20 protein-coding genes are annotated in these 20029 nt (G+C 70.9%); 9 read left to right on the plus strand and 11 right to left on the minus strand.

Annotated elements, in window-relative coordinates:
• Positions 1-15 precede the first annotated feature (15 nt).
• On the minus strand, positions 16-375 hold the full coding sequence (locus tag ACFVU2_RS02450; protein ID WP_387870513.1) for a DUF2200 domain-containing protein: 360 nt from the start codon (positions 373-375) through the stop codon (positions 16-18).
• Positions 376-496: 121 nt separating this feature from the next.
• Here ACFVU2_RS02450 and ACFVU2_RS02455 point away from each other — a divergent pair, with 121 nt between their 5' ends.
• The 3 genes from ACFVU2_RS02455 (at position 497) to ACFVU2_RS02465 (ending at position 2797) form a co-directional block, all read left to right on the plus strand.
• Entirely contained in the window at positions 497-1219 is a 723-nt protein-coding gene (locus ACFVU2_RS02455; RefSeq protein ID WP_387870516.1) for a hypothetical protein, read from the plus strand.
• A gap of 64 nt (positions 1220-1283) precedes the next feature.
• Entirely contained in the window at positions 1284-1949 is a 666-nt protein-coding gene (locus tag ACFVU2_RS02460; protein ID WP_387870518.1) for a TetR/AcrR family transcriptional regulator, read from the plus strand.
• Positions 1946-2797 (plus strand): 3-hydroxyacyl-CoA dehydrogenase, encoded by an 852-nt coding sequence (locus ACFVU2_RS02465; RefSeq protein ID WP_387870521.1) that lies wholly within the window; start codon positions 1946-1948, stop codon positions 2795-2797. The genes ACFVU2_RS02460 and ACFVU2_RS02465 overlap by 4 nt, the downstream gene beginning before the upstream one ends.
• A gap of 24 nt (positions 2798-2821) precedes the next feature.
• On the opposite strand, the gene ACFVU2_RS02470 is transcribed toward ACFVU2_RS02465, so the two are convergent.
• The 3 genes from ACFVU2_RS02470 to ACFVU2_RS02480 all read right to left on the minus strand — a co-directional run bounded on the left by ACFVU2_RS02470 (position 2822) and on the right by ACFVU2_RS02480 (position 4026).
• Positions 2822-3088 (minus strand): hypothetical protein, encoded by a 267-nt coding sequence (locus tag ACFVU2_RS02470; protein ID WP_387870524.1) that lies wholly within the window; start codon positions 3086-3088, stop codon positions 2822-2824.
• A gap of 49 nt (positions 3089-3137) precedes the next feature.
• Positions 3138-3671 carry a DUF6611 family protein gene (locus ACFVU2_RS02475; RefSeq protein WP_387870526.1) on the minus strand — a complete coding sequence of 178 codons (534 nt, stop codon included), beginning with the start codon at positions 3669-3671 and terminating at the stop codon, positions 3138-3140.
• Positions 3672-3852: 181 nt separating this feature from the next.
• On the minus strand, positions 3853-4026 hold the full coding sequence (locus tag ACFVU2_RS02480; protein ID WP_043709241.1) for a CsbD family protein: 174 nt from the start codon (positions 4024-4026) through the stop codon (positions 3853-3855).
• Between the two features lie 179 nt (positions 4027-4205).
• On the opposite strand from ACFVU2_RS02480, the gene treY reads away from it, so the two are divergent.
• Entirely contained in the window at positions 4206-6533 is a 2328-nt protein-coding gene (treY, locus tag ACFVU2_RS02485) for a malto-oligosyltrehalose synthase (protein WP_387872380.1), read from the plus strand.
• A complete protein-coding gene (gene treZ, locus ACFVU2_RS02490) occupies positions 6530-8218 on the plus strand; it encodes a malto-oligosyltrehalose trehalohydrolase (protein ID WP_387870529.1) in 1689 nt (562 codons plus the stop codon). The genes treY and treZ overlap by 4 nt, the downstream gene beginning before the upstream one ends.
• On the opposite strand, the gene ACFVU2_RS02495 is transcribed toward treZ, so the two are convergent.
• Positions 8215-8541: a type II toxin-antitoxin system HicB family antitoxin gene (locus ACFVU2_RS02495; protein ID WP_387870532.1), complete on the minus strand. Its 327-nt coding sequence runs from the start codon at positions 8539-8541 to the stop codon at positions 8215-8217. The two genes, treZ and ACFVU2_RS02495, sit on opposite strands and share 4 nt — an antisense overlap.
• Positions 8538-8789, minus strand: coding sequence for a toxin HicA (locus ACFVU2_RS02500; RefSeq protein WP_387870534.1), 252 nt, complete (start codon positions 8787-8789; stop codon positions 8538-8540). The genes ACFVU2_RS02495 and ACFVU2_RS02500 overlap by 4 nt, the downstream gene beginning before the upstream one ends.
• A 217-nt stretch (positions 8790-9006) precedes the next feature.
• Here ACFVU2_RS02500 and glgX point away from each other — a divergent pair, with 217 nt between their 5' ends.
• Both glgX and ACFVU2_RS02510 read left to right on the plus strand, forming a co-directional pair.
• Positions 9007-11070, plus strand: coding sequence for a glycogen debranching protein GlgX (gene glgX / locus ACFVU2_RS02505; protein ID WP_387870537.1), 2064 nt, complete (start codon positions 9007-9009; stop codon positions 11068-11070).
• The gene (locus tag ACFVU2_RS02510) at positions 11067-11918 is read left to right on the plus strand and encodes a serine/threonine-protein kinase (RefSeq protein WP_387870540.1); all 852 of its coding nucleotides are present in this window, start codon (positions 11067-11069) and stop codon (positions 11916-11918) included. Before glgX ends, ACFVU2_RS02510 begins: the two co-directional genes overlap by 4 nt.
• A 9-nt stretch (positions 11919-11927) precedes the next feature.
• Here ACFVU2_RS02510 and acs read toward each other — a convergent pair whose 3' ends face one another.
• Both acs and ACFVU2_RS02520 read right to left on the minus strand, forming a co-directional pair.
• A complete protein-coding gene (gene acs / locus ACFVU2_RS02515) occupies positions 11928-13919 on the minus strand; it encodes an acetate--CoA ligase (RefSeq protein WP_387870543.1) in 1992 nt (663 codons plus the stop codon).
• A 141-nt stretch (positions 13920-14060) separates the two neighbouring features.
• Complete coding sequence (locus ACFVU2_RS02520; RefSeq protein ID WP_387870546.1) at positions 14061-14615, minus strand: dihydrofolate reductase family protein; 555 nt, start codon at positions 14613-14615, stop codon at positions 14061-14063.
• Between the two features lie 52 nt (positions 14616-14667).
• Between ACFVU2_RS02520 and ACFVU2_RS02525 the strand changes: the two genes are divergently transcribed.
• On the plus strand, positions 14668-15678 hold the full coding sequence (locus ACFVU2_RS02525; protein WP_387870549.1) for a PHP domain-containing protein: 1011 nt from the start codon (positions 14668-14670) through the stop codon (positions 15676-15678).
• A 12-nt stretch (positions 15679-15690) separates the two neighbouring features.
• Here the strand turns inward: ACFVU2_RS02525 and ACFVU2_RS02530 are convergent, their stop codons facing one another.
• Positions 15691-16446 carry a hypothetical protein gene (locus tag ACFVU2_RS02530; protein ID WP_387870551.1) on the minus strand — a complete coding sequence of 252 codons (756 nt, stop codon included), beginning with the start codon at positions 16444-16446 and terminating at the stop codon, positions 15691-15693.
• Between the two features lie 53 nt (positions 16447-16499).
• Between ACFVU2_RS02530 and ACFVU2_RS02535 the strand changes: the two genes are divergently transcribed.
• A complete protein-coding gene (locus ACFVU2_RS02535; protein WP_387870553.1) occupies positions 16500-17651 on the plus strand; it encodes a hypothetical protein in 1152 nt (383 codons plus the stop codon).
• 23 nt (positions 17652-17674) lie between these two features.
• Here the strand turns inward: ACFVU2_RS02535 and ACFVU2_RS02540 are convergent, their stop codons facing one another.
• Entirely contained in the window at positions 17675-18193 is a 519-nt protein-coding gene (locus ACFVU2_RS02540; RefSeq protein ID WP_387870556.1) for a MarR family winged helix-turn-helix transcriptional regulator, read from the minus strand.
• Positions 18194-18216: 23 nt separating this feature from the next.
• Positions 18217-19944, minus strand: a complete 1728-nt coding sequence (locus ACFVU2_RS02545) for an MDR family MFS transporter (protein WP_387870558.1) — start codon at positions 19942-19944, stop codon at positions 18217-18219.
• Positions 19945-20029 lie beyond the last annotated feature (85 nt).

Genomic DNA, 20029 nt, shown 5'->3' on the forward strand with positions numbered 1-20029 from the left:
CCGGCCGGGTCCGGTTCAGGAGGCGGCGGAGCGCAGGATCGACGTCATCTTCTTGCCCCGGGCGACCTCGTCGACCAGTTTGTCGAGGTAGCGGATGCGCTGCATGAGGGGGTCTTCGATCTCCTCGACCCGCACGCCGCAGATCACGCCGGTGATCAGTGCGGCGTCGGGGTTCATGGCGGGCGCCTGTGCGAAGAACTGCTCGAACGTGACGCCGTCGGCGATCGCACGCGCGATCCCCGCGTCGTCGTAGCCGGTGAGCCAGGAGACGACGCGGTCGACATCCTGCGCGTCGCGTCCCTTGCGCTCGACCTTGGCGACGTAGAGCGGATGGACGCTAGCGAACGTCATGGCGAGGATGCGTGGGGAGGCCATGCCCCGAGCCTAGCGAGCCGTCACCGCTAGGCAACCCGCGATTCGGGAGGCGTTCGCGCGACTGCGCTCGGATGGTCCGCGCTGCGCGACCGATGCGCGGCAGCCGAGTCGAGGGGGGCCGATGAGCGGACCACGGGATTGGTCGCCGGCGGGCTACTGGGACGAGCCGCCCGCCGCAGAGGTGCACCCCGCACGGTCGGGCCCCACCGGCTGGTGGATGGCCGTCGCCCTGCTTCTCGGCACGTTCGCGATCGTCTGGCCGCTCGGGATGTCGTCCTCGTCGCCCGACGGCGTCGGCTGGGCCGTCACGACGGCCGGCGTGAGCGCGGTGTCGATCGCCGTCTGGTACCGGCGCTCGGGAGGCGGGCTCGCCCTGCCGTCGATCGCCGGAGCGTTGGGACTCGTCGGGACGATCCTCTGCATCTGGAGCCTCGCCGCCGCCTCCCTGCCCGGCACGATCCCGTCGCTGTCGTCGGCGTTCGGCATCCCCGCGGCAGCGCACGGCGGGGCATCCGGCGACGCCGGGGTCGGGGCGCCGGCCTGCCGGGTCGACTCCCCCGAGCCGGTGCCCGTCGCCGAGGGCAGCGCGGCCGACCAGCAGCGCGCCGATGCCGTACAGGGAGCCGTGGCCGTGCTCGCCGACGCCGTCTGCGTCCAGGCCGCCGGCGGTGCGTATCCCGACAGCCTCGCGGTCGCGGAGGACCGGACGGTGACCTCGCCGGCCGGCGTGATCGGCAGCCTGCCGGCAGGGATGGTGCTCGAGTACGCCCGCACGGACACCGGCTTCAGCCTGACGGTCTCGGACGAATCCGGTATGCCGAGCGGGTCGATCGAGTTCCGCTGACACTGGTAAAGCTCTCCAAAAGTGAGTACACTCATAAGTGAGCGAACTCACTAAGGAGAGACCGATGCCCGCAGGGCGCCGCGAGCGCAACAAGGAGGAGAAGCAGGCACGCATCTTCGATGCTGCCGAGCGCCTCTTCGACGAGCTGGGTTTCGCCGGGGTCACGACGCAGCGCATCGCCGACGAGGCGGACGTCGCCGCCGGCACCGTCTTCCGTTACGCCGCCACCAAGGCGGAGCTGCTGATGATGGTGAGCAACGAGCGCAGCCGGGAGCGCATCCGCACCGGCGTCGCGTCCGACGATCCCGCCGCACCCGCGACCGCCCGGCTGCTGGCCCTCATCACCCCGCTCGTGCTCGCCGGTCGCGACAACGACGAGAACACGCTCGCGTACCAGCGCGAGCTGCTGTTCGGCGACGCGGGCGAGCGGTACCGCGAAGAGGGCCTCGCCCTCTTCGGCGAGCTCCGCGAGCGGATGGGCGCCCTGCTCTCCGACGCCTGGTCCCGCGCGCGGACCGTCGCGGCCGCACCCGAAGCGGCCGCGCCCGACCCCGCGGCCGCCGCTCGCGCGCTCTCCGCAGCGCTGCACTTCGGCATCGCCGATGCTGCAGCGCACGGCCGTCCCGCGAGCGACCTGCTCACCGACCTCGCCGCGGACTTCGAGGTGATCGTCCGCGGCTACGAGACAGACCCGACCACCTCAGGACAGTCAGGACAGGAAGAGAAATGACCGGCATCACGAATGTCACCGTTCTCGGAACCGGCGTGCTCGGATCGCAGATCGCGTTCCAGACCGCCTTCCACGGCTTCGCCGTCACCGCGTACGACATCAACACCGACGCACTCGACGCGGCCAGGCAGCGCTTCGCAGGACTCGCAGCCCTGTACGAGAAGGAGGTGCAGGGGGCCGGTGACGGCGCCGCGCAGAAGGCACTCGCGGGCATCCGCTACTCCGACGACCTCGCCCAGGCCGTGAAGGACGCCGACCTCGTCATCGAGGCCGTGCCCGAGAGCCTCGACCTCAAGCGCGACATCTACACGAAGCTGGGCGAGCTGGCGCCGGCGAAGACGATCTTCGCCACCAACTCCTCCACCCTGCTGCCGAGCGACCTCGTCGGGTACACCGGCCGCGCCGACAAGTTCCTCGCCCTGCACTTCGCGAACCACGTGTGGGTGAACAACACCGCCGAGGTCATGGGCACGACGAAGACCGACCCGGCCGTCTACCAGGAGGTCGTCGACTTCGCCTCCGCGATCGGGATGGTGCCGATCGAGCTCAAGAAGGAGAAGGCGGGCTACGTGCTCAACTCCCTCCTCGTCCCGCTGCTCGACGCGGCAGCAGAGCTCCTGGTCGACGGCATCGCCGACCCCGAGACGATCGACAAGACCTGGCGCATCGGCACCGGTGCACCGAAGGGACCCTTCGAAATCTTCGACATCGTCGGACTCACCACGGCCTACAACATCTCCTCCGTCTCCGGACCCAAGCAGCGCGAGTTCGCCGCCTACCTCAAGGAGAACTACATCGACAAGGGCAAGCTGGGTCTCGCCACGGGCGAGGGCTTCTACCGGTACTGAGCCCTGCCGGGCGTCCGCGCCCGGTTAGTGGTGCCGCACACGCGCGGCGGCGACCTTCGGCAGGTCGTCGCCGCGGAAGTGCCGCAGCAGCAGCCAGTTGCGGCGCGCGACCGATGCGCACAATCCGGCCGTCACGACGCCGCACACGATGATCCCCCACGCCCGGGGGTTCTCGCCCTGAGTCGGGATGGCCACGGCGAGCGCGGCCGTGGCGATCAGGGCCAGGACCGCGAGCACGGTCCCGACACTCATTCCGCGCCATGCCCGGGCGCGCTCCGCACGGTCTCCCATGCGGCGAAAACTACTCCGCCTGCGCGGTGGACACCAGATGAACGCGCAGTTAACGCCGGGTTCCGAGGCGATCGTGGACCCGCGCCCAGCCGAGCTCGAAACCGATCTCGCCGATCCGGCCGCTGTCACGCAGCCGTTCGAGCAGCGTCAGCTCGGCGACCGCCTCCTCCAGAGCCTCCTCGTCGCCGACCGACTCCCACCCGGTGGCAAGCTGCACGCGGGAGCACTTCACCGACCGGCAGCCGGACCGTGCCCGACGCGAACGGCGTGCGACGAGCAGCAGGCCACCGACGTACACCGCGAGCATGCCGGCGAGAGCCGCGACCGGCGCCACCGGGGCGAGCCCGAGGGCCACGGCGAACGCCAGCCCGCCGCCGACCGCCGGCCACGACCTCCACAGCGTCAGGATGCGCCGGTCGCCTGCATCCGCGCCGGGGGCGTACACGACGAGTCGCCGCGTGCACACGCCCGTGCGCGCGGTGAAGAGGGCAGAACTCTCCTCCAGGCGTCCCCAACGGTGCTCGCCTTCGAGGAGGCGGGCGGTGCGGGTGCGCGGAGCGGGAGGGAGGATGGTGCTGGTCACGCATCCCGGTCTACGCCGGTGCGGGCGGCCGTGGGGCGATCCTCACGAGATCCTCACGAGTCCGTGGTGCATCCTCACGCTCCCCGAACGCGCAACGCCGCCCCCCCAACGCGCGACGCCGTCCCTGAACGCGCGACGCCCCCGGCCGCTGCTGCGGACGGGGGCGTTCGATACGCGCGGTTCAGTGCTTGAAAGCGTCCTTGACCTTCTCGGCGGCCTGCTTGATGTCGGCCTTGATCTGGTCGCCCTTGCCTTCGGCTTCGAGGCGCTCGTCTCCGGTCGCCTTGCCGGTGGCCTCCTTGGCCTGACCGCCCAGCTTCTCCCCGGCGTTCTCGATCTTGTCGTCGAGTCCCATGTCGTCCCCTTTCGTCTGTGGTGTGCGTCGTCCGTGTGACGCGACACCACGACGGTCCCACCGCTTCCGCCGGTCGTCCAGTCCGCACGGGGCCCCTGGGAAATCAACCCCCCCCCGCGAGCTGACGGTGCGCCTCTTCACCTGTTCAGGTGCGACGGACAGAATGAGTGGCTGTGAGCATCCCGCGCCCCGCCAGCACCTACCGCCTCCAGATCTCGCCCTCCTTCACCCTGCGCGACGCCGCGCAGGTGCTCGACCACGTGCGGAGGCTCGGCGCCGACTGGGTCTACCTGTCCCCGCTCCTCCAGGCCGAGCACGGCTCGACCCACGGTTACGACGTGATCGACCACAGCCGTGTGGACGACTCCCGCGGCGGGCCCGAGGCGCTGCGGGACTTCTCGGCGGCTGCCCACGCGCGGGGCCTGCGGGTGCTCGTCGACATCGTGCCGAACCACATGGGCGTCGCGACCCCGCCCGACAACGCCTGGTGGTGGGAGGTGCTCCGGCACGGCCGCGACGCCGCGCACGCGGACCACTTCGACATCGACTGGGAGTTCGGGCACGGCCGGCTGCGCCTCCCGGTGCTCGGCGACGGGCCGGACGAGCTGGACGCGCTGCGCGTCGTCGGCGACGAACTGCGGTACTACGACCACCGGTTCCCGATCGCACCCGGCACCGGCGACGGCAGCGCCCGCGAGGTGCACGACCGGCAGCACTACGAACTGATGTCGTGGCGGCGAGCGGATGACGAGCTGAACTACCGGCGCTTCTTCGCCGTGAACACCCTCGCCGGGCTGCGCGTCGAGGACGACCGCGTCTTCGACGACACCCACGCCGAGATCGGGCGGTGGCTGCGCGAAGGGCTCGTGGACGGCCTGCGCGTCGACCACCCCGACGGGCTGCGCGACCCCGGCGCCTACCTGGAGCGTCTCGCCCGGATGGCGGACGGCGCTCCGATCTGGGTCGAGAAGATCCTCGAGGGCGACGAGCGGATGCCGGCGTGGCCGGTCGACGGCACCACCGGGTACGACGCCTTGGGGCTCGTCGACCGCGTCCTGACGGACCCGGCGGGCGAAGCCGGGCTGACCGCGCTCGCTGCGGCCCCCGAGTGGAGCGCCCTGGTGCGGGAACGCAAGCGCGCGGTGGCCGACGGGATGCTGCGATCGGAGGTGCTGCGCGTCGTGCGGGAGCTGACGGCGGCCGAGCGGCCGGGCGATGAGCGGCCGGGCGACGAGCGGCCGGATGACGCCGCGCGCCTCGTCGATGCGGTGGCCGAGCTCGCCGCGAACTTCCCCGTCTACCGCAGCTACCTGCCCTTCGGCGCCGATCATCTGGCGCACGCAGTGGATGCGGCCACCGCCTCCCGGCCCGAGCTCGCCGAGACGCTGGCGTCCGTCGCCCGGCGGGTGAGCGACGCCGGGCCCGCGGCGCCGACGGCCCGATTCGAGCAGACGACGGGCGCGATCATGGCGAAAGGCGTCGAGGACAACGCCTTCTACCGCTACCCCCGCCTCGTCTCGCTGACCGAAGTCGGCGGCGAGCCGAACGTCTTCGCGCTGACCGTGGACGACTTCCATCGCGTCCAGGAGGCGCGCAGCGCGTCCCTCCCGCACTCCCTCACGGCCCTGACCACCCACGACACGAAGCGCAGCGAGGACACCCGGGCGCGCGTCGCCGTGCTGGCCGAGCTGCCGGAGCGCTGGGCACGGTTCGTGCACGCGGTGCGCAGCCGTGTCGCGCTCGGCGACGACCAGCTGGAAGACCTGCTCTGGCAGTCCATCGTCGGTGCCTGGCCGGCATCGCGCGAGCGGCTCCACGCCTATGCGGTCAAGGCGGCTCGAGAGGCGGGGGCCTCGACCTCGTGGACCGCACCCGACGACGCGTTCGAGGAGCGGATGGGCGCCCTCGTCGACGCCGCCTTCGACGACGAGCGCGTCCGCGCGGAGGTCGAGGCCATCGCCGCGATCGTCGAGGCGCCGGGAGCGAGCAACGGGCTCGCCGCCAAGCTCCTGCAGCTGACCGTCCCCGGCATCCCGGACGTCTACCAGGGGACCGAGCGCTGGGACCGCTCGCTCGTCGACCCGGACAACCGTCGCCCGGTCGAGTTCGACGCGGCGGAAGCCCTGCTCGCGCACCTCGACGACGGCTGGCTGCCGCCGATCGACTCGTCGGGCGCCGCGAAGGTGCTCGTCACCTCCCGCGCGCTGCGACTGCGCCGCGACCGGCCGGAACTGTTCACGGGCTACCGCCCGCTGGCCGCCGAGGGCGCAGCGGCCGCCCACCTGATCGCCTTCGACCGCGGCGGCGCGATCACCCTCGCGACGCGCCTGCCGCACGGGCTCGAAGCGGAGGGAGGCTGGGGCGACACCACCGTGAAGCTGGGCGACGGGATGCTGCGCGACGAGCTCTCCGGCCGTGTCCATCGCGGGCGCGCGCGACTCGCCGACGTGTTCGAGCGCTACCCGGTCGCCCTCCTGGCCGCCGCCGAAACAGAGGAGACCCGATGAGCCTCGACCGCACCTTCCCCGTCTGGGCGCCGCACGCCGACGACGTCTCGCTGGTCGTGACCGGGCGCGATCCGCTGCCGCTCACCCGGGGCGAGGACGGCTGGTGGCGACTGCCGGAACCGCTGGAGGCCTCATCCGCGCCGCTGGGCTACGCCTTCGCCGTCGACGGAGCGGACCCGCATCCCGACCCCCGCTCGCGACGGCAGCCGGACGGCGTGCACGCGCCCGGTCGCGAGTTCGATCCGGACGCCCGTGTCTGGGATGACGGCGACTGGCGCGGACGCGACCTCACCGGGGCGGTCATCTACGAGCTGCACATCGGCACGTTCACGCCGGAGGGGACGCTCGATGCGGCCGCCACCCGGCTCGACCACCTCGTCGGGCTCGGTGTGGAGGCCGTCGAGCTGCTGCCCGTCAACGCGTTCAACGGCACGCACAACTGGGGCTACGACGGCGTGCTCTGGTACGCCGTCCACGAGCCGTACGGAGGTCCGGAGGCGTATCAGCGCTTCGTCGACGCCTGCCACGCCCGCGGCGTCGCCGTCATCCAGGACGTCGTCTACAACCACCTCGGCCCGAGCGGCAACTACCTGCCCGTCTTCGGCCCGTACCTCGGCGACGCGCACAGCACCTGGGGCGCCTCGCTCAACCTCGACGGACCCGACTCGGACGAGGTGCGCCGCTACATTCTCGACAACGTGCGGTACTGGCTGGAGGACATGCACGTCGACGGGCTGCGGCTCGACGCGGTGCACGCCCTCCACGACTCCCGCGCCGAGCACATCCTGGAGGCGATGGCACGGGAGGCCGCGTCGGTCGGGGAGCGCACCGGCCGTCCCGCGACCCTCATCGCCGAGAGCGACCTCAACGACCCGAAGCTGATCCGCTCCCGCGCGCGCCACGGCTACGGCCTCGACGCCCAGTGGGACGACGACGTGCACCACGCCCTGCACGCGAACCTGACCGGCGAGATCACCGGCTACTACGCCGACTTCGGCGACCCCTCCGCTCTGGTGAAGGTCTTCGAGCGCGGCTTCTTCCACGACGGCAGCTGGTCGAGCTTCCGCGCACGCCACCACGGGCGCCCGATCGACGCCGACATCCCCTTCGCCCGGCTGGTCGCCTTCAGCCAGGACCACGACCAGATCGGCAACCGCGCCGCGGGCGATCGGCTGACCGCCTCCCTCGGCGCCGGCTCACTGGCCGTCGCCGCCGCGCTCACCCTGCTCGGCCCCTTCACCCCGATGATGTTCATGGGCGAGGAGTGGGGGGCGACGACTCCGTGGCAGTTCTTCACCTCCCACCCCGAGAAGGAGCTCGGCGAGGCCACCGCCCGCGGCCGCATCGCCGAGTTCGCTCGGATGGGCTGGGACCCCGCCGTCGTGCCCGACCCGCAGGACCCGCAGACGTTCCAGCGCTCGAAGCTCGACTGGTCCGAGCCGGAACGGCCCGAGCACGCACGGCTGCTCGGCTGGTACCGCACGCTGACGGCCTTGCGCCGCGACGTGCCCTCGGACGCCCGCGCGACAGATGTGACCTACGACGACGGAGTGCTCGCCTTCACGCGCGGCGGGCTGCGGGTCGAGGCGGCGCTGAGCGGCGGCGGGCTGGCCGCGGCGGGCGACGGCGCGGAGGTCGCGGCCGAGTTCGGCGACGCGGTGCGGGTGACGCGCGCGTCCGTCTAGGAGGCCAGTTTCATGCTGATGAGACGGTTGAGGCTCACATGCTCCTCCGCAGCCCGGACGACGAGAGCGCGGTGCAACTCAGGTGGAACCCGGACCTTGAACTCTCCGCTGTACCGCCGCTCCGAGAACGGGACCGGCACAGGCTCCCCCGCACGCTCGAGGTCGGCGACCACGTCCCGGACGAGATCCACGATTCCGGTCAATGCTTCCGCCTGAGACTCCGCAAGCCAGGAGAGGGACGGGAGTTCGGCTACCTTGCCGACGAACTCGCCATCCTCGGCCGACCACTCGACTCGGTATGTGTAGTGCATGTACTCGCTCACCGTTTGTCTCCCTTCAACCTATCGATCGCCGCCAGCACCTGACGCACCTGGTAGGGCTTAGCCATCCCGCGACTGTTCTGAATGTTCACCCGCGGGTCTCCGGCCCAGGGCATCCGGAAAACCAGATGGCTGGAGCCTCGCTGCCGCGGAGGCCCGAAGTATTGCTCGCACACCTTGACCAGCTCGACGAACGAGACGCCCTTCGGGTTGGAGCGCATCTCGACAAGAATTCTCTCGACGCCAGCCATACGTAATGGTGTCATTAATGGGTCTATACCGCAACGCTTCCATCCATCCTCCGCGCGATGCACAGATAACGGCCGGTGCCCCCGCTGTCAACCGCTGGTGGGGCGGGGCCGGGCGCGGGTAGCCTGACGGTTCCACGATCGGAGGCGCCGTGAACGAGCCCAGCCCGTCCCACCCCCGCACTGCACCACCCGCAGCCCGCGCAGGCGGGGCCGTCAGGTGACGGCGGAGCGCTCGCGCCCCTTTCCGCTCGGGGTCACCCTCGAGGAGGGCGGCGCGAACGTGGCCGTCTACAGCGAGCGCGCGGACAAGGTCATCGTCTCGATCTTCGACGGGCGGGGCCGCGAGACGCAGACGGTGCTCGCCGAGCGCACGGGGCACGTGTTCCACGGGTTCGTCCCGGGTCTGGCACCCGGCACGCGCTATGCGCTGCGGGTCGACGGGCCGTGGGATCCGGCGAACGGCCTCCGCTTCTCGCCCGCGAAGGTGCTCCTCCCGACGCGCGCCCGGGCCGTGACGGGCCGGTGGGACAACTCGCAGGCCGTCTTCGGCCACCAGCTCGGCCGGCCGAAGCGCCGCAGCGACATGAACGGGGCCCGCCACGTCGCCCTCGGCGTCGTCGTCGACCCGCGCGAGTTCGACTGGGGCGACCACGAGCGCCCGCACACCCCGTTGAGCGAGACGGTCATCTACGAGCTGCACGTGAAGGGGTTCACGAAGCTGATGGAGTGGGTGCCGGAGGAGTTCCGCGGCACATACGCCGGCCTCGCCCATCCGGCCGCCGTCGAGTACCTCAAGAATCTCGGGGTGACGGCGGTCGAGCTCCTGCCCGTCCACCAGTTCGTCCAGGATGCGCACCTGCTCGAGAAGGGTCTGCGCAACTACTGGGGGTACAACTCCATCGGCTTCTTCGCCCCGCACAACGAGTACGCGGCGACGGGCGACACCGGGCACCAGGTGGACGAGTTCAAGGGCATGGTCAAGGCGTTGCACGCCGCGGGCATCGAGGTCATCCTCGACGTTGTCTACAACCACACCGCCGAGGGCAACGAGCTCGGCCCGACCTACAGCTTCAAAGGCATCGACAACCCGTCCTACTACCGGCTGGTCGACGGGGACGCGGCCCACTACTTCGACACCACGGGCACGGGCAACAGCGTCAACGTGAGCCACCCGGCCGCTCTGCAGCTGATCATGGACTCGCTGCGGTACTGGGTCGAGGACATGCACATCGACGGCTTCCGGTTCGACCTGGCGACGACGCTCACCCGGCAGGGCGGCGACGCGAGCCTGCACAGCGCGTTCCTGACGCTCATCCAGCAGGACCCGACCCTCGCCCAGGTGAAGCTGATCGCCGAGCCGTGGGATGTCGCCGGCTATCAGCTCGGCGGGTTCCCGGCCGACTGGTCGGAGTGGAACGGCAAGTTCCGCGACGACGTGCGCGACTTCTGGCGCGGCACACCCGGCGTCCTCTCGACGCTGTCCCAGCGGGTCCTGGGCAGCCCCGACATCTACGAGGACTCCCGCCGTGCCCCGGTGTCGAGCGTGAACTTCGTCACCGCCCACGACGGCTTCACCCTCGCCGACCTCACGAGCTACGAGGAGAAGCACAACGAGGCCAACGGCGAGGACAACCGGGACGGGGAGTCCGACAACCGGTCGCGCAACTACGGAGCGGAGGGGCCGACCGACGACGAGGGGATCGTCGCCGTCCGCATCCGGCAGCGCAAGAACTTCCTCGCGACGGTCCTCCTCTCGGCCGGTGTGCCGATGATACTCGGCGGGGACGAGATCGGCCGCACCCAGCAGGGCAACAACAACGCCTACTGCCAGGACAACGAGATCTCGTGGTTCGACTGGGAGAACGCGGACTGGGACCTGCACGGCTTCACCGCCGAGCTCATCCGGCTGCGGCGCACCGAGCCCGCGCTGCGCCCCGAGTGGTACCGCCGGGCGCCCGAGGTCGGCGGGCCCGACACGGTCGAGATCGTCCGCACCGACGGCGAGCCGTTCGCCGCGGAGGACTGGGACGACCCGGAGGCGCAGTCGATCGGCTTCGTGCTGCGCCACGAGGGCGCCGATGCGTTCCTGCTGCTTTTCAACGCCGCCGGCAACGGTGTGGACGTGACCCTCCCGCACGCGCCCGGCGCACCATGGGAGCTGGAGCTGTCGAGCGACCCCGCACTGACGGTCGCCGCCGACGAGCCCACGGTGATCGTCGGCGAGACCTCCTTCGCCCTGCTCCGCTCCCGCCACGCGGCCGACCCCGAGGACAACGGATGAACGCCCCCGAGATCCCGGCCCTGCTCGGCCGCTACCGCCCCCAGACCATCATCGGCCGCGGCGGGGAGGCGAGCGTCTTCCGTGCCGTGGACGAGATCCTCGACCGCGAGGTCGCCATCAAGCTCTACCGCTCCGGCGGTGAGGAGGAGATGACGCAGTACCGCACCGAGCAGTCGGCCCTCGCCCGCCTCTCGCATCACGGCATCGTGTCGCTCATCGACGCCGGGATCGACTACTCCGCACCACAGGACCCCCGGCCGTTCCTGGTGATGGAGCTCGTCACGGGCAACGACCTCGCCACGGCCCTCGCCGAACGCGAACTGACCGTCGAGGAGATCGCCGAGATCGGCTACGACGTCTCCGAGGCACTGGAGTACGTGCACGCCAACGGCGTCGTCCACCGTGACATCAAGCCGTCCAACGTGATGCTCGTCAGCTACGGCACCACCACCTTCCGTGCCCGCGCGCGTCTCACCGACTTCGGCATCGCCAGCGGGATCGTCGCCGCGCCCGCCCACGAGGAGGAGGGACGCACGACCGGGACCGCCGCCTACCTCAGCCCCGAGCAGGCGTCGCGGCAGACCGCGACGGCGGCGAGCGACGTGTACTCGCTCGGGCTGGTGCTGCTGGAGTGCTTCACCCGGAGGGTCGCCTTCCCGGGCGAGCCGGTGCCCGCGGCACTGGCCCGGCTGGAGGTCGACCCGCCCATCCCGGACGGCCTCCCGGGCGACTGGACGGCCCTGCTGCGCGCGATGACCGCACGCGACCCCGCGGCCCGGCCGAGCGCGGCCCAGCTCACGCCCGCGTTCCGCGAGGCCGTCATCGCCGCGTCGCGCGCGACCGCCTGACGGCCCCGCTCAGCTCGCTGCAGCCGTCGCGGACAGCGCGCGCACGGTCTCGACGATGCGGGCGGGGACGGTCTCGTCCTGCAGCGACGTGGTGTCGCCGAGCGGCCGCCCGTCGAAGATGTCGACGAGCAGGCGCCGCATGATCTTGCCGGAGCGCGTCTTCGGCAGGTCGTCGACCAGCACGATGTGTCGCGGCTTGGCGATCGCACCGATCTCGCGCGTCACCTGCGCGCGCAGGTCGCTGTGCGTCGGGGCCGCTCCCGAGGGCACCACGAAGGCGGCGACCGCCTGGCCGGTGGTCTCGTCGCCCACCCCGACGACCGCAGCCTCGGAGACGGCGGGATGCGCGACCAGCGCCGACTCGATCTCGATCGTCGAGAGGCGGTGGCCCGAGACGTTGATGACGTCGTCGAGGCGGCCGAGCAACCAGATGTAGCCGTCCGCGTCCACGGCCGCGCCGTCCCCGGCGAGGAAGTAGCCGCGGTCGGCGAACGGCGCCCAGTACGAGTCGCGGTAGCGCTCGGGGTCGCCCCAGACCGTCCGCGACATCGACGGCCAGGTGCCGTCGATCACGATGGAGCCGCCGGAGCCGCGCGGCACGTCGTCCCCGAGTTCGTCCACGACCCGCACGGTCACGCCGGGCACCGCGAAGGTCGCCGATCCCGGCTTCAGCGGGGTGACACCGGGGAGCGGTGCGACGATCGCAGCGCCGGACTCCGACTGCCACCACGTGTCGACCACGGGAGCCTGCCCGGCCCCGAGCTGCTCGCGGAACCACACCCACGCCTCGGGGTTGATCGCCTCCCCGACGGTGCCGAGCAGGCGGATGCTGCTGAGGTCCCAGCGGTCGCCGAGCCCGTCCGGGAACCAGGTCATGAACGTCCGGATGAGTGTGGGGGCGGTGTAGTACGTCGTGACGCCGTATCGTTCGATGATCTCGAAATGGCGGCCCGTGGTCGGCGTGTTCGGCGTGCCCTCGTAGATGACGGAGGTCGTGCCGTTGGACAGCGGGCCGTAGAGCACGTACGTGTGTGCGGTGACCCAGGCGAGGTCGGCCGTGCACCAGTACACGTCCGACTCCTTGGAATCGAACAGCGCCCAGTGGCTCCACGACGCCTGCGTCAGGTAGCCGCCGGTCGTGTGGACGACGCCCTTCGGCCGCCCGGTGGTGCCGGAGGTGTAGATGATGAAGAGGGGCGTCTCGGCGTCGAAGAACTCGGGTTCGTGCACGTCGGCCGCGGTGTCGACGACGTCGTGCCACCAGACGTCGCGCCCGGCGGTCCAGGGGATGCCGGGGGTCAGGTCACCGGTGCGGCGCACGACGAGCACGTGCTCGATCGCGTTGTCGCCGGCGACGGCCGCGTCGGCGTTCTCTTTGACCGGCACGGCGGTCCCCCGGCGGAACTGCCCGTCGGAGGTGACCAGCAGCTTCGCGCCGGTGTCCTCCACGCGGAAGCGCAGCGCCTCCGCCGAGAAGCCGCCGAAGACGAGCGAATGGATGGCCCCCACGCGCGCGATGGCGAGGGTGATGACGACGGTCTCCGGGATGACGGGCAGGTAGACGACGACCCGGTCGCCCTTCCCGATGCCCAGAGCCGTGAGCGCGTTGGCCGCCTTCGCGACGCGCCGCTGCAGCTCGGCGTACGTGATCGTCTCGGTGTCGCCCGGCTCACCCTCGAAGTGCAGGGCGACGCGGTCGCCGTTGCCGGCCTCCACGTGCCGGTCGACGCAGTTGACCGCGGCGTTGAGGCGGCCGCCGGCGAACCACTCGGCCCGCGGGATGCTGAGGGAGCCGTCGGCGCCGCGCGTCGCGGGCTCCCAGGTGTGCGCGGTGTGCCACGGTTCGGCCCAGTCGAGCCGGGCGGCCTGGCGCTCCCAGAACGCGACGGAGTCGGCCGCCTCGTCGAAGACGCTCGCGTCGACGTTCGCCTCGGCGGCGAACTCGGGGGACGGCTCGTAGAGCCTGCTCTCACGGCCGAGGTTCTCGATGGGCGCACTCACGCTCCGACGCTAGCCGAGCCGGCGCGCCACCCGCCGGGGAGACCGCAACGCTGCGTAACCGATGATCATCGCCACTTTTATGAGCTCGCCCCCGATCTCATGATTCCGGCACTCGGTTTTATGCGATCGAGCTCGGGCCCCCTACGACCGCACGCTGTACCGTAGCCGCGCGAACTGCCCGATCACCTCCGCCGATTCGAGGGTGAGGCGGTCGGACTCGATGCGACGCGGGAGCAACGGGGCGCCACCGGTCAGCGCGACGGGCGCGATGGAGATGGCCAGCTCGTCCAGAGCGCCGATGTCGAGGAACTGCCCGGCGAGCTCGCCTCCGCCGACGACCCAGATGTCGTCGTCTCCGGCCGCCTCGCGGATCGCCGGCAGCGCATCGGCCACCGGTCCCGACACGAACCGGATGTCCGCTCCCGCCGGCACCGGGAGCTCGCGGTGCGTGAACACGAAGGTGGGCCGTTCGCCGTGGAACTCCTGCCACCGCTCGGGATGGGCCAGGATGTCGCTCTCGGCCAGCACCCATTCGTACGTCGTCGAGCCCTCGACCATGACCGCCGCGTCCGCCGGCAGCAGCCCTTCTGCGGGCTCGTCACCGCCCGGGACGGCGAAGAGCCAGGCGAGCGAGTTCCGCTCGTCGGCGATCCAGCCGTTGATGGTCGTGGCCGTGTCGAAGACGATCTTTCCCATGCTCGCGACGCTACCGGTGACGGCCGACACGGCTCGGTGGGAGCATGGGCGCATGGATGCCGTCGACGCCCTCACCGAGATCGCCTTCTGGCTCGAGCGCGACCTCGCCCCGACCTTCAAGGTGAAGGCGTTCCGCACCGCAGCCGTGATCATCGCCCCGCTCTCCCCCGACGAGCTGGCGGAGCGCGTCGCCGACGGGAGGCTGAAGCGCACGAAGGGGATCGGCGATCGCACGTTCCAGGTGATCTCGCAGGCGGTCGACGGCGGCGTGCCCGACTACCTCGCCGATCTGCGGGAGAAGAACACCGAGCCGCTCGACCCCGCCGGCGCCGGGCTGCGCGCACAGCTGCGCGGCGACCTCCACGCCCACACCGACTGGTCGGACGGAACGACGCCGATCGAAGCGATGGCAGCGGCTGCGGCGCTGCTCGGCCGCGAGTACCAGGCCATCACCGACCACTCCCCCAACCTGGCCGTCGCCAACGGCCTCAGCGCCGAGCGTCTGACCGAGCAGCTGGAGACCGTCGCCGCCCTCGACACCGGTGCGGTGACCCTCCTCACCGGCATCGAGGTCGACATCCTCGAGGACGGCACACTCGATCAGGAACCGGCTCTGCTCGACCGGCTGGACGTGGTGGTGGCGAGCGTGCACTCGAAGCTGCGCGCCGACCGGCGCACGATGACCGAGCGCATGCTGGGCGGGGTCCGCTCGCTGCAGACCAACGTGCTCGGTCACTGCACCGGCCGGCTGGTGCAGGGCTCGCGCGGCACCCGGCCGCCGTCGGAGTTCGACGCCGAGGCGGTCTTCGCCGCGTGCGCCGAGAACGATGTCGCCGTCGAGATCAACTCGCGCCCCGAGCGGCAGGACCCTCCGGACGACCTCATCCGGCTCGCCCTCGACGCCGGCTGCCTCTTCTCGATCGACACCGACGCCCACGCCCCCGGCCAGCTCGACTTCCTCTCCTACGGCGCGGCGCGGGCGGCCGCCAACGGCGTGCCCGCCGAACGCATCGTCACGACCTGGCCGCTGGAGCGGCTGCGGGAGTGGCTCCGCAAGGGCTAGCCGACGGCTCCCCTATCGCCCCCACGCCGACGCGGGCGCCTGGACGATCTCGACGGGCCGGGTGCTCCAGTGCGCGCCGTTCGCGTAGTGGCTGGTCGCCCACGGGGACGCCCAGATCGCGGACGCGGTGGCGTCGGCGCTCGTGCCGGCTTGCAGGCCCGCGACGATGCCCGGGTAGCCGCGCTGCAGGTTCTTCGCGCAGTACTCGGCGGCGCTCACGAGGTCGGTGTAGCTGCCGAGCCCGGCTCCGCCTCCGGAGCCGTATCCGTTGTTGAGAGGATTGTTACGGTTCCACCAGTCCGGCGGGCCGTTCTCCTGCCGCATCCAGCGCAGCATCACGGTCACGTTGGCCTCGGTCTGGGGCCAGCCGCCGAACATCAGGACGAGCTTCGCCCACGCCTCGTTGGTGCCGACACTGGCGAGGGTCTGGAGCCCGTCGGTGGCGCCCATCGTGTCCCGGTCGATGACGGGTGCGGCGATGGTCGCGTCCACCGCCAGGTGCTGCTCGGGAGCGGCGGTGCCGCCGTCGGTGGGCGACTCGCCGGGCGCCAAGGTCGAGACAGGGGCGGCGAGCACGGTCGCCGCGAGAGCGGCGTCCGTGGGGACGATCGAGAAGCCGGCGACCAGCGCGACGAGGGCCAGGGTGACGCCGAGACGGTGGTGCAGGGGCATCCGCTGCAGGAGCGGGCGGGGACGAGCGGGCGCGGCCGTGCGACGGCCTGCCGATCGGCGGCCGCGAACGCCGGGGGTGACGGATGCGGACTGCATACCCGACCGAGAGTACCAAAGGCGTGCTGGAATGGAACCGTGAGGAGGGACCGATGACCTCGAACGAGAACGTCGCGCAACCCGCAGAGTCCGAGCCGACGACGGCGGAGGTGGTCGCGGAGGTCGCCGCGGAGGCCCCGCCCTCGCGCTTCCGGGAGGGCCCCCATCTGCCCGCCCTCGTCGTCACCCTGATCGTCACGGTCGTCGCAGGCCTCTTCGCCGGCACTTACGCGTGGGCGATGGGCGACCCGCAGCCGCACGACGTGCCGATCGGCCTCGTCTCCACGACGCACACCCCGGCCGAGCTGTCCCGGGAGCTGGAGGCGCGCACCGGCACGACCTTCGTCGTCCGCCCGTACGCGACCGAGACGGACGCCGAGGCGGCCATCCGCGAACAGATCGTCTACGGCGCACTGGTGGAGCAGCTGAACGGCTCGGTCCGGCTGTACGTCTCCAGCGCCTCCGGGGCCTCCGTCGCGCGACTGCTGGAAGGGGATGCACCGCGTCTGGAGCAGTCGATCGGCCAACCGGTCACCGTCATCGACGCGCATCCGCTCGCCGAGAAGGACCCCAACGGGCTGGTCCTCTTCTACGTGGCCCTCGCCGCCGTCGTGATCGGGTTCGTCGGCGCCATCCAGACCCGGGTCAACGCCGCCCGGCTGACCCTGGCGGGCGAGCTGTTCTGGGATGTCGTGCGATCGGTGCTCGGCGGTTTCGCGATCGCGTTCACCGTCGGCCCCTTGCTCGGCGTGCTGCCGATCCCGTTCTTCGCCGTCTGGGGAGTGCTGGCACTCACCATGCTCATCGCGGGAGCGACGTACAGCTTCTGGCGCGTGCTGATCGGCGGCCGGTGGGCGATGCTGCCGACCTGGATCGTCTTCGTGCTGATCAGCAATCCGTCCTCGGGCGGTGCCGTCGCCCCCGAGCTGCTGCCGCCGTTCTACCAGTTCATGGGCCGCTGGCTGCCGACCGGCGCGACCGTGCGCGCGGTGCGCGACCTCACCTACTTCCCCGAGAACCTCCACCTCGAGCCCTACATCGTGCTGGGGGTGTGGCTCGTGGCGTCGGTCGGCCTGTTCGTCGCGGTGCGGCTGTTCCGCTACGGGCCCGGGGCTCCCGGCGACATCCTCCACACGTGGCGGAGCATCGCCCGGCGGCGCGGCCAGGGACAGGATGCCGCCGGCGTTGAGGCGGCGCCCGCGTAGGCCCGGGTGAACGGCTCGCGCGGTCAGCGGCGCGTGGAGTTCAGGCGCGCCAGCAGGTCGGCGAGGTTGCCGACGTCGTCGGCTCCCCATTTGCGGAGGTTGCGGTACAGCTGGGCCTGATCGGCCGCCCGGGCCTCGTTGATCCTGTCGATCGCCGGCGTCGTCGCGACGAGGAAGCTGGCCCGGCGGTCGGCGGGATCGACCCGGCGCTCCACCAGCCCGAGGTCTTCCAGGATGCGCACCTGGCGGCTGACCACGCTCTTGTCCGTCGAGAGCAGACCGGCCAGTGCGCCGGCGTGCAGCGGGCCCGTGCGCACGAGCGTGCTGAGCAGCCGGTAGCCGACCGGCTGAAGGTCCGGGTGGACGCGCGCGGCGCGTTCCCGCATCCCCGCGCTCACCTGGTTGAACAGGATGGTGAACTGCTCCTCGACCGCGGCGATCGCCTGATCGATCGCGGGGTCGGGGGCGGTGTCCGGTGCCGTGCGGGAGGCGGCCGAACGGGCGGCGGCGTCATGCGCCGTCGCCCGCTCGGTGTTGTCCATGGCCGCGATCATAACCGGTCCAGTCAGCGGTCTTCCTGAGCGTTTCGGTCGCCCGCCGGACCCCCGGACCGCACTGCTCCGACTGATCCCGTGACGGGGGCCGCGATCATCGCCTCCGCGACCTCCACGAGGTTCTCCTCCGCGGCCTCGACGGCCGACTCCGGGGTCTTCTCGTCCATCAGCTCGACCGCCGTCTTCGTGCCCAGCTTGAGGTTCGGGAGGAAGGCGATCGCGATGATCGTGACGATCGCGAGCGGCACCGCCACGAGGAACACATCCGCGACGCCCTGCCCGTAGACCGACTCGACGATGCTGCGCACACTCGCAGGCAGGGTGTTGACCTCGGGGAGCGTTCCGCTCTTCAGCAGCTGCCCGATCTCGGCGCCCTTCTGGCCGAGCTTGGCGAGGATGCCCTGCAGCTCCGCCCCGTGGGCGGTCATGCCGTCGGCGACCTTGGTGCCCAGGATGCTGCCCATGACCGAGACGCCGATCGTGCCGCCGAGGCTGCGGAAGAACGCGACGTTGGAGCTGGCCGCGCCGAGCTGCTCGGGCCGCACCGTGTTCTGGACGATGAGGACGAGGTTCTGCATCACCATGCCGACGCCGGCGCCGAGGATGAGCATGTAGACCGAGACGAGCACGTAGTTCGTGTCGTACTTGATCGTGCTCATCAGGAAGAGGCCGACGGTCAGCAGGATCGAGCCCACGACCATGAAGCTCTTCCACTTGCCGAAGCGGCTGATCAGGTTTCCGACGATCGTGGACGAGAGCAGCAGGCCCAGGATCATCGGCAGCGTGAGGAGCCCGGACTGGGTCGGGGTGGCCCCGCGAGCGACCTGCATGTACTGGCCGAGGAACACCGAGGTGCCGAACATCGCGACGCCCACCGAGATGGACGCGATCACCGCGAGGGTGAAGGTGCGGTTCTTGAACATCGCCAGCGGGATGATCGGCTCCTTGACGACCAGCTCCGTGATGACCGCGCCGACCAGGAGGGCGATCGATCCGCCGACCATCCAGAACGTCTCAGGGCTCCACCAGTCGAAGTTGTTGCCGGCCATCGAGATCCAGATGAGGATGAGCGAGATGCCGCCGGCGAGCAGGACCGCGCCGAGGTAGTCGATGCGGACCTTGCGGAACGGGCGCTTCGGGAGGCGCAGGGTGAACTGCAGCAGGATGATCGCGACGATCGCGACCGGCACGCCCACGAAGAAGTTCCAGCGCCAGCCGATGGAGTCGGTGAGCAGGCCGCCGATCAGCGGGCCGCCGACCGTGCCGACCGCCATGATGCCGCCGAAGAGACCCATGTAACGGCCGCGTTCACGCGGGCTGATGATGTCGGCCATGATGATCTGGCTGAGGGCGGTGAGTCCACCGGCGCCGAGGCCCTGGACCACGCGGAAGCCGATGAGCATGTTGGTGTCCTGCGAGAACCCGGCGAGCGCCGAGCCGAGCACGAAGAGCACGAGCGCGAGCTGGATGAGCAGCTTGCGGTTGAACAGGTCGGCGAGCTTGCCCCAGATCGGGGTGGAGACCGTGGTCGCGAGCAGGGTGCTGGTGACGACCCAGGTGTAGGCGGTCTGATCGCCGCCGAGCTCCGAGATGATCCGCGGCATCGAGGTCGACACGACCGTGCCCGCGAGGATCGAGACGAACATTCCGAGCAGAAGCCCGGAGAGGGATTCGAGGACCTGGCGGTGCGACATCGCCGAAGCGGGCGCCTCGTCCTTCGTGGTGAGTGTTCCTGACATGTGATTCCTTCGCACAATTGGTTGACAGTGAGCAACCATATATAATTAGGTGACCGAAATCAACTAACAAACTGCACTCACGCAA

This window comes from Leifsonia sp. NPDC058194, assembly GCF_042883605.1.
GTDB lineage: Bacteria > Actinomycetota > Actinomycetes > Actinomycetales > Microbacteriaceae > Leifsonia.

Coding starts and splice junctions, on each gene's coding strand:
- ACFVU2_RS02450 (WP_387870513.1), bottom strand. CDS start 375: ATGGCCTCCCCACGCATCCTCGCCATGACGTTCGCTAGCGTCCATCCG.
- ACFVU2_RS02455 (WP_387870516.1), top strand. CDS start 497: ATGAGCGGACCACGGGATTGGTCGCCGGCGGGCTACTGGGACGAGCCG.
- ACFVU2_RS02460 (WP_387870518.1), top strand. CDS start 1,284: ATGCCCGCAGGGCGCCGCGAGCGCAACAAGGAGGAGAAGCAGGCACGC.
- ACFVU2_RS02465 (WP_387870521.1), top strand. CDS start 1,946: ATGACCGGCATCACGAATGTCACCGTTCTCGGAACCGGCGTGCTCGGA.
- ACFVU2_RS02470 (WP_387870524.1), bottom strand. CDS start 3,088: ATGGGAGACCGTGCGGAGCGCGCCCGGGCATGGCGCGGAATGAGTGTC.
- ACFVU2_RS02480 (WP_043709241.1), bottom strand. CDS start 4,026: ATGGGACTCGACGACAAGATCGAGAACGCCGGGGAGAAGCTGGGCGGT.
- treZ (WP_387870529.1), top strand. CDS start 6,530: ATGAGCCTCGACCGCACCTTCCCCGTCTGGGCGCCGCACGCCGACGAC.
- ACFVU2_RS02500 (WP_387870534.1), bottom strand. CDS start 8,789: ATGGCTGGCGTCGAGAGAATTCTTGTCGAGATGCGCTCCAACCCGAAG.
- ACFVU2_RS02510 (WP_387870540.1), top strand. CDS start 11,067: ATGAACGCCCCCGAGATCCCGGCCCTGCTCGGCCGCTACCGCCCCCAG.
- ACFVU2_RS02520 (WP_387870546.1), bottom strand. CDS start 14,615: ATGGGAAAGATCGTCTTCGACACGGCCACGACCATCAACGGCTGGATC.
- ACFVU2_RS02525 (WP_387870549.1), top strand. CDS start 14,668: ATGGATGCCGTCGACGCCCTCACCGAGATCGCCTTCTGGCTCGAGCGC.
- ACFVU2_RS02530 (WP_387870551.1), bottom strand. CDS start 16,446: ATGCAGTCCGCATCCGTCACCCCCGGCGTTCGCGGCCGCCGATCGGCA.
- ACFVU2_RS02535 (WP_387870553.1), top strand. CDS start 16,500: ATGACCTCGAACGAGAACGTCGCGCAACCCGCAGAGTCCGAGCCGACG.
- ACFVU2_RS02540 (WP_387870556.1), bottom strand. CDS start 18,193: ATGGACAACACCGAGCGGGCGACGGCGCATGACGCCGCCGCCCGTTCG.
- ACFVU2_RS02545 (WP_387870558.1), bottom strand. CDS start 19,944: ATGTCAGGAACACTCACCACGAAGGACGAGGCGCCCGCTTCGGCGATG.